The following is a 6,428-nucleotide window of genomic DNA, read 5'->3' as shown; positions in this document are numbered from 1 at the left end:
AACATCAGGGAGCAAGCTCCCATCTGTCCGCTCGACTTGCATGTATTAGGCACGCCGCCAGCGTTCGTCCTGAGCCAGGATCAAACTCTCCGATAAAGTAGTTTGACTGACTACGCACATCGCTGTGCGATTTATTTAAAACTTTGAATTAACAGGTACGTTTTGTCTTGTTTAGTTTTCAAAGAACTTTGTCTGCCGCTCTTTGAAGCGACCACTTAATCATAACATTTATAGTTCACTAGGTCAATACTTTTTTAAAAAAGTATTTTTTAGCATGCTGTCTTTTTTGAAAGACAACAAAAAGAATTATACCAGCATCCATGCATTGTGTCAAAGTTTTTTTCAATTTCCTTATATTTAAAAAGTGCAGCCTGGAACAGCTGCACTTTTTTATTACACTTCTTCTGTTTCCTCTGATTCTTCCGGTATTTCTTCATTCTTTTCAACAAGCGCTACAGTGGCTACGTGTTCTTCATCGGACATGCGGATAAGTCGGACACCTTGCGTTACACGTCCTGTGACAGAGATATCATTTATATCCATTCTGATCAACACGCCGCTTGCGGTGATAATCATTAAGTCTTCTTCGCCTCTTGTAGCTTTAACGGTTACTAACGGGCCGTTGCTATCAGTGATTTTGCACGTTTTAAGGCCCTTTCCGCCGCGGCTTTGGACTCTGTAGTCAGCAGCCGGCGTACGTTTGCCATAACCGTTTTCTGTCACAATGAGGACATGAGAGTCTTCTTCAAGGATCTCCATCCCTACAACTACGTCATCATCAGTCAAGGTAATGCCTTTTACGCCTGCAGCAGTCCGTCCCATTTGTCTTACATCTTCTTCATGGAATCGGATCAGCAAACCGTTCTTAGTACCGATAATGATTTGTTTAGAGCCGTCAGTCAGGCGGACAGCCATCAGCTCGTCGTCTTCGCGGAGGCCTAGAGCGATCAGGCCGTTATTCCGTATATTAGCAAACTGAGACAGTGCCGTACGTTTCGATACGCCGTGCTTTGTCGTAAAGAACAGGTACAGATCCTCATCAAACGTGCTGACCGGAATGATGGCGTTAATCCATTCGCCTTTCTCAACCTCTAACAGATTGATAATCGGGATGCCTTTTGCCGTCCGTCCGAATTCAGGGATCTCATAACCTTTTGAACGATATACTTTTCCTTTATTAGAGAAGAAAAGGATCGTGTCATGTGTTGAAGTGGAAATTAAGTGCTCCACAAAGTCGTCTTCGTTCGTGCCCATTCCCTGCACGCCTTTTCCTCCGCGTTTTTGGCTGCGGTATGTTGACGCTGGGAGGCGTTTAACATAGCCGTTATGAGTGAGCGTGATGACGACGTTTTCTCTTTCGATGAGATCCTCGTCTTCAATCGTTTCAAGACCGGACGTAACGATTTCCGTGCGTCTCTCGTCATTGAACCGTTCTTTAATTTCAGTGAGCTCTTCTCGGATGATTTCGAGTACTTTTTCCTCATTGGCCAAAATGTCTTTGAGCTCGGCAATTAATGAAACGAGTGATTGATATTCTTCCTCAATCTTTTCGCGCTCCAGACCGGTTAACCGCTGCAAACGCATATCCAAAATGGCTTGCGCCTGTTTTTCAGTCAGTGAAAACTGTTCGATTAAACCGGTTCTCGCAATCTCAGCCGTTTGAGAATTACGAATAAGAGAAATCACTGCGTCTAAATGGTCAAGAGCGATTCTTAAACCTTCTAATATGTGAGCTCTTGCTTCCGCTTTACGAAGTTCGTAAGCCGTTCTGCGTCTGATGACAACTTTTTGGTGATCAAGGTAATACTCAAGACATTGTTTCAGGTTTAATACTTTCGGCTGCCCGTCAACAAGCGCAAGCAGATTGATCCCAAAAGATGTTTGAAGGGCCGTTTGCTTATACAGATTATTTAAAATGACGTGCGCATTCGCATCACGGCGGATTTCGATGACGATTCTCATCCCGTTACGGTCGGATTCGTCACGAAGATCTGTGATTCCTTCGATTTTTTTATCTCGGACAAGATCTGCGATTTTTTCGATTAATCTTGCTTTATTTACCTGATAAGGAAGTTCCGTGACGATGATTCTTTCTTTGCCTGAAGAGGTCTGTTCAATTTCAGCCTTGGCCCGGATGGTGATAGATCCCCGTCCCGATTCATATGCCTTGCGGATTCCGCTCCGGCCCAAGATCTGACCGGCTGTCGGGAAATCAGGCCCAGGGATGAATTCCATCAGCTCCTGGTTTGTAATGTCAGGGTTTTCGCTTACGGCAAGCACCCCGTCAATGACTTCGCCCAGCTGGTGAGGCGGAATGTTTGTCGCCATTCCGACCGCGATGCCGGCAGCCCCGTTTACGAGCAGATTCGGAAATCTCGAAGGCATGACGACAGGCTCTCTTTCTGCGCCGTCATAGTTATCTTGATAATCAATCGTATCTTTCGTGATGTCCCGGAGGATTTCCATTGCGATTTTTGACATTCTCGCTTCTGTATAACGCATCGCCGCCGCTGAATCGCCGTCTACCGAACCGAAGTTGCCGTGTCCGTCGACAAGCATGTAGCGATAGTTAAAATCCTGAGCCATTCTGACCATTGACTCGTAAACCGCTGAGTCGCCGTGCGGGTGGTATTTACCGATAACTTCACCGACGATACGGGCGGATTTTTTATACGGCTTTTCGCTGGTCATGCCTAAGTCATTCATCGCGTATAAAATCCGTCTGTGGACCGGCTTCAGGCCGTCACGCACATCCGGAAGCGCCCGGGAGACGATAACGCTCATTGCATAGTCCAGGAAGGATGTCCGCATTTCCTGACTGATATTGACTTCACGTACTTGTGGTTTGTTTTGTTCACTCATTTAAAAAAACCTCCCTGAAGTATCACATGAAATAATGTGGGAGTAGATTGTCCATTATGATCTTCAATACGATTTCACTATTCTCCATTATAACAATAAACTTGTGTTTATACACATTAATTTACTAGAATGTACGGGTTTTGCGGGTTTTCTCAGGCAGATTGGAGCCACTTTGAGAAAAAAGCCTTATTTCTTAACGAAAATAAGGCTTTCATAGTTAAATATCTAGGTTTTTCACGTATCTGGCATTTGCTTCTATGAAGTTTCTCCGCGGTTCTACTTTGTCGCCCATCAGCATTTCGAATGTTTCGTCAGCGTCCATCGCGTCTTCAAGATTGACTTGTAAAAGCGTTCTTGTCGACGGGTCCATTGTCGTTTCCCAAAGCTGAGTGGCGTTCATTTCTCCAAGACCTTTATAGCGCTGCAAACCGGGCTTAGGTGATTGAGGAAGCTCCTTCAAGAGCTCATCAAGCTGCTTATCGTTATAAGCGTATTCCACCCGTTTTCCCTGCTGCACTTTATAAAGCGGCGGCTGAGCAATGTAGACATAGCCGTTTTCAATAATTTCACGCATGTATCTGTAAAAGAACGTTAATAAAAGCGTTCTGATGTGCGCGCCGTCTACATCGGCATCAGTCATGATGACAACCTTATGATAACGCGCTTTTTCGAGATTAAAGTCTTCTCCAATCCCTGTACCGAGCGCTGTAATCATTGATCTGACCTCATTATTGGAGAGAATCTTATCAAGTCTCGCCTTTTCAACGTTCAGGATCTTACCCCGAAGCGGCAAAATGGCTTGGAAGTGACGGTCACGTCCCTGTTTCGCTGATCCTCCCGCAGAGTCACCCTCTACGATATACAGCTCTGAAATGCTCGGATCTTTTGAGGAACAGTCTGCGAGCTTACCGGGCAGATTAGAAATTTCAAGGGCGCTTTTCCGGCGCGTTAATTCGCGGGCTTTTTTCGCAGCCATCCGCGCTCTCGCAGCCATTAAGCCTTTTTCAACGATTTTGCGGGCTGAGTCCGGATTTTCAAGAAGGAACGTTTCCAGCGCTGAAGAAAACAGCGTATCAGTGATCGTTCTCGCTTCCGAGTTGCCGAGCTTCGTTTTCGTTTGGCCTTCGAACTGCGGATCAGGGTGCTTGATTGAAATAATGGCGGTTAACCCTTCTCTCACATCATCCCCGCTTAAATTCGGATCGCTTTCTTTGAAAATCCCTTTTCTTCTTGCATAGTCGTTAATCACCCGTGTTAAACCGGTTTTAAAGCCGGCTTCGTGTGTTCCGCCTTCGTATGTGTTGATATTGTTTGCGAAAGAATAAATATTGCTTGTGTAGCTGTCATTATACTGTAAGGCAACTTCAACCGTAATTCCGTCTTTTTCGCCTTCGATATAGATCGGCTCTTCATGAACAACTTCTTTTGAACGGTTTAAGTACTCTACGTAGCTTTTAATTCCGCCTTCGTAATGGTATTCGTTTTTGCGCTCTTGTCCTTCACGCTTATCTTCAATCGTGATATTCACGCCTTTTGTCAGAAAGGCTAATTCACGAACACGGTTAGAAAGCAGATCATAGTCATATTCTGTTGTTTCTTTAAAGATTTCCGGATCGGGAACGAAGTGTGTAATCGTTCCGGTCTTGTCTGTATCGCCGATGGCTTCAAGATCAGCCACAGGTACGCCGCGTTCATACGCTTGATAATGGATTTTTCCGTCGCGGTGAACCGTGACGTCCAAGGTGGTCGACAGGGCGTTTACGACAGAGGCCCCTACACCGTGAAGACCGCCGGATACTTTATATCCGCTTCCGTCGAATTTTCCGCCGGCGTGGAGAATGGTCATAATGACTTCAACCGCAGGACGGCCCATCTTCTCCTGAATACCGACTGGAATTCCGCGCCCGTTATCCTTTACGGTAATGCTGTTATCCTTTTCAATCTCGATGTTAATATCTGTACAGTAACCGGCCAGGGCTTCGTCAATACTGTTATCGACGATTTCCCATACCAAATGATGAAGGCCTTTGCTGTTAGTTGATCCGATGTACATCCCCGGTCTCTTACGAACAGCTTCCAATCCTTCTAATACCTGTATCTGATTTTCATCATAACTATTTTGCTGCTGTTCCATAGCCATGCACATTCACCTACACTTTTCTTAAACGATATATTCATTTTAAAGATCCGCTAAGAATCTATTTCTAACATAAATTGCGCACGTTTCTTTAATGTGCCGGAAGATAAGGGAGAGTAATATATATTCTCAGTCGTGACTACGATAGACTTTGGCGTGCCGTTTACGGACGGCACCACTTTTTGTTTCTGTCTGTTCAGAAATTCTTCAACAATCGGCGATGCATTTACTTTACAGTCAAAAATCCCGACAATATCGCGTGTCGAAACGACAAAGTCGTCACCTAAATGAATATACAATCGCTCACCTCATTTCTTCACTTCACTAATGCACCGTTTTCCACACGGAACATTCCTGCTTGATGTAAGGTTTCGTGGTCAATGCCATCCACACTCGTCGTGGTGACAAATGTTTGCACACGGCCTTGGATTGTATGAAGCAAATGGGACTGGCGGTAATCATCCAGTTCGCTTAGTACGTCATCCAAAAGTAAAATGGGATATTCTCCGATTTCTTCATGAATCAAATCGATTTCGGCAAGCTTGAGAGACAAAGCCGTCGTTCGCTGCTGTCCCTGCGAACCGTAAGTCTGCACATCGCGTCCGTTAACGTAAAAAAGGACATCATCCCGATGCGGTCCGAACAGCGTGACACCACGTTCTATTTCTTTTTCTTTTAATTTTAAAAAAGACTCCTGGTAGCTATTACCTATTTTTGACAAGTCTTTGGGATCTGATACCTCAAGCGCCGTGTGGTACTTCAGTGTCAGCTCTTCAAGCCCTCGTGAAATGCCGGAATGGATCGGCTGCGCCCATTTTTCAAGCTGCGCCGTGAATTGCAGGCGTTTGACGACAACCTTTGCGGCAGCCTCAATCAGCTGGTCAGTCAGAACATCAAGTATGGTTCTGTCAGTCTGTTTCCTGCTTTGCAGCTGCTTTAAAAAATGGTTCCGCTGCGAGAGGATTTTTTGATAAAGAGACAAATCATACAGATAAACGGCAGATACCTGCCCGATTTCCATATCAAGAAATCTCCGTCTCACCTGGGGGCTGCCCTTTACAAGGTTTAAGTCCTCGGGAGCAAACATAATGGTGTTAAGCGCCCCGACATACTGACTTAGTTTTTGCTGCTCTATATGATTGACCTTGCCCTTTTTACCTTTTTTGGAAATGACAAGCTGCATTGGGATGTCCCCGTTTCGCTTCATCACTCTTCCTTCTATTTTAGCATAGTCTTCGTCCCACCGTATAAGTTCTTTATCATTTGAGGTGCGATGCGATTTTGCCATCGACAAAACATAGATTGCCTCCATCAGATTTGTTTTTCCTTGGGCATTCTCTCCGATGATCACATTCACCTTGTTTTCAAATTGAAGCTCAGCGTGCTCATAATTACGGTAGGATGTTAATTCTAAATTTTGGATATACAA

4 protein-coding genes and 1 rRNA gene are annotated in these 6,428 nt (G+C 45.0%); all 5 read right to left on the bottom strand.

The features are described from left to right. A 16S ribosomal RNA gene (locus J7E26_RS14025) occupies positions 1–96 on the bottom strand; the annotation flags it as partial. Between the two features lie 297 nt (positions 97–393). Then, positions 394–2,862 carry a DNA topoisomerase (ATP-hydrolyzing) subunit A gene (gyrA, locus tag J7E26_RS14020; RefSeq protein WP_214800333.1) on the bottom strand — a complete coding sequence of 823 codons (2,469 nt, stop codon included), beginning with the start codon at positions 2,860–2,862 and terminating at the stop codon, positions 394–396. A 217-nt stretch (positions 2,863–3,079) separates the two neighbouring features. Next, positions 3,080–4,996 (bottom strand): DNA topoisomerase (ATP-hydrolyzing) subunit B, encoded by a 1,917-nt coding sequence (gyrB, locus tag J7E26_RS14015; RefSeq protein ID WP_214800348.1) that lies wholly within the window; start codon positions 4,994–4,996, stop codon positions 3,080–3,082. A 56-nt stretch (positions 4,997–5,052) separates the two neighbouring features. After that, on the bottom strand, positions 5,053–5,298 hold the full coding sequence (gene remB / locus J7E26_RS14010; RefSeq protein ID WP_214800332.1) for an extracellular matrix regulator RemB: 246 nt from the start codon (positions 5,296–5,298) through the stop codon (positions 5,053–5,055). A gap of 17 nt (positions 5,299–5,315) precedes the next feature. Continuing rightward, positions 5,316–6,428: a DNA replication/repair protein RecF gene (gene recF / locus J7E26_RS14005; protein WP_214800331.1), complete on the bottom strand. Its 1,113-nt coding sequence runs from the start codon at positions 6,426–6,428 to the stop codon at positions 5,316–5,318.

Origin of the sequence: Bacillus sp. ISL-51 (genome assembly GCF_018613535.1) — a bacterium.
Lineage (GTDB): Bacteria > Bacillota > Bacilli > Bacillales > Bacillaceae > Bacillus.
This window is presented reverse-complemented; position numbering and strand designations above follow the sequence as displayed.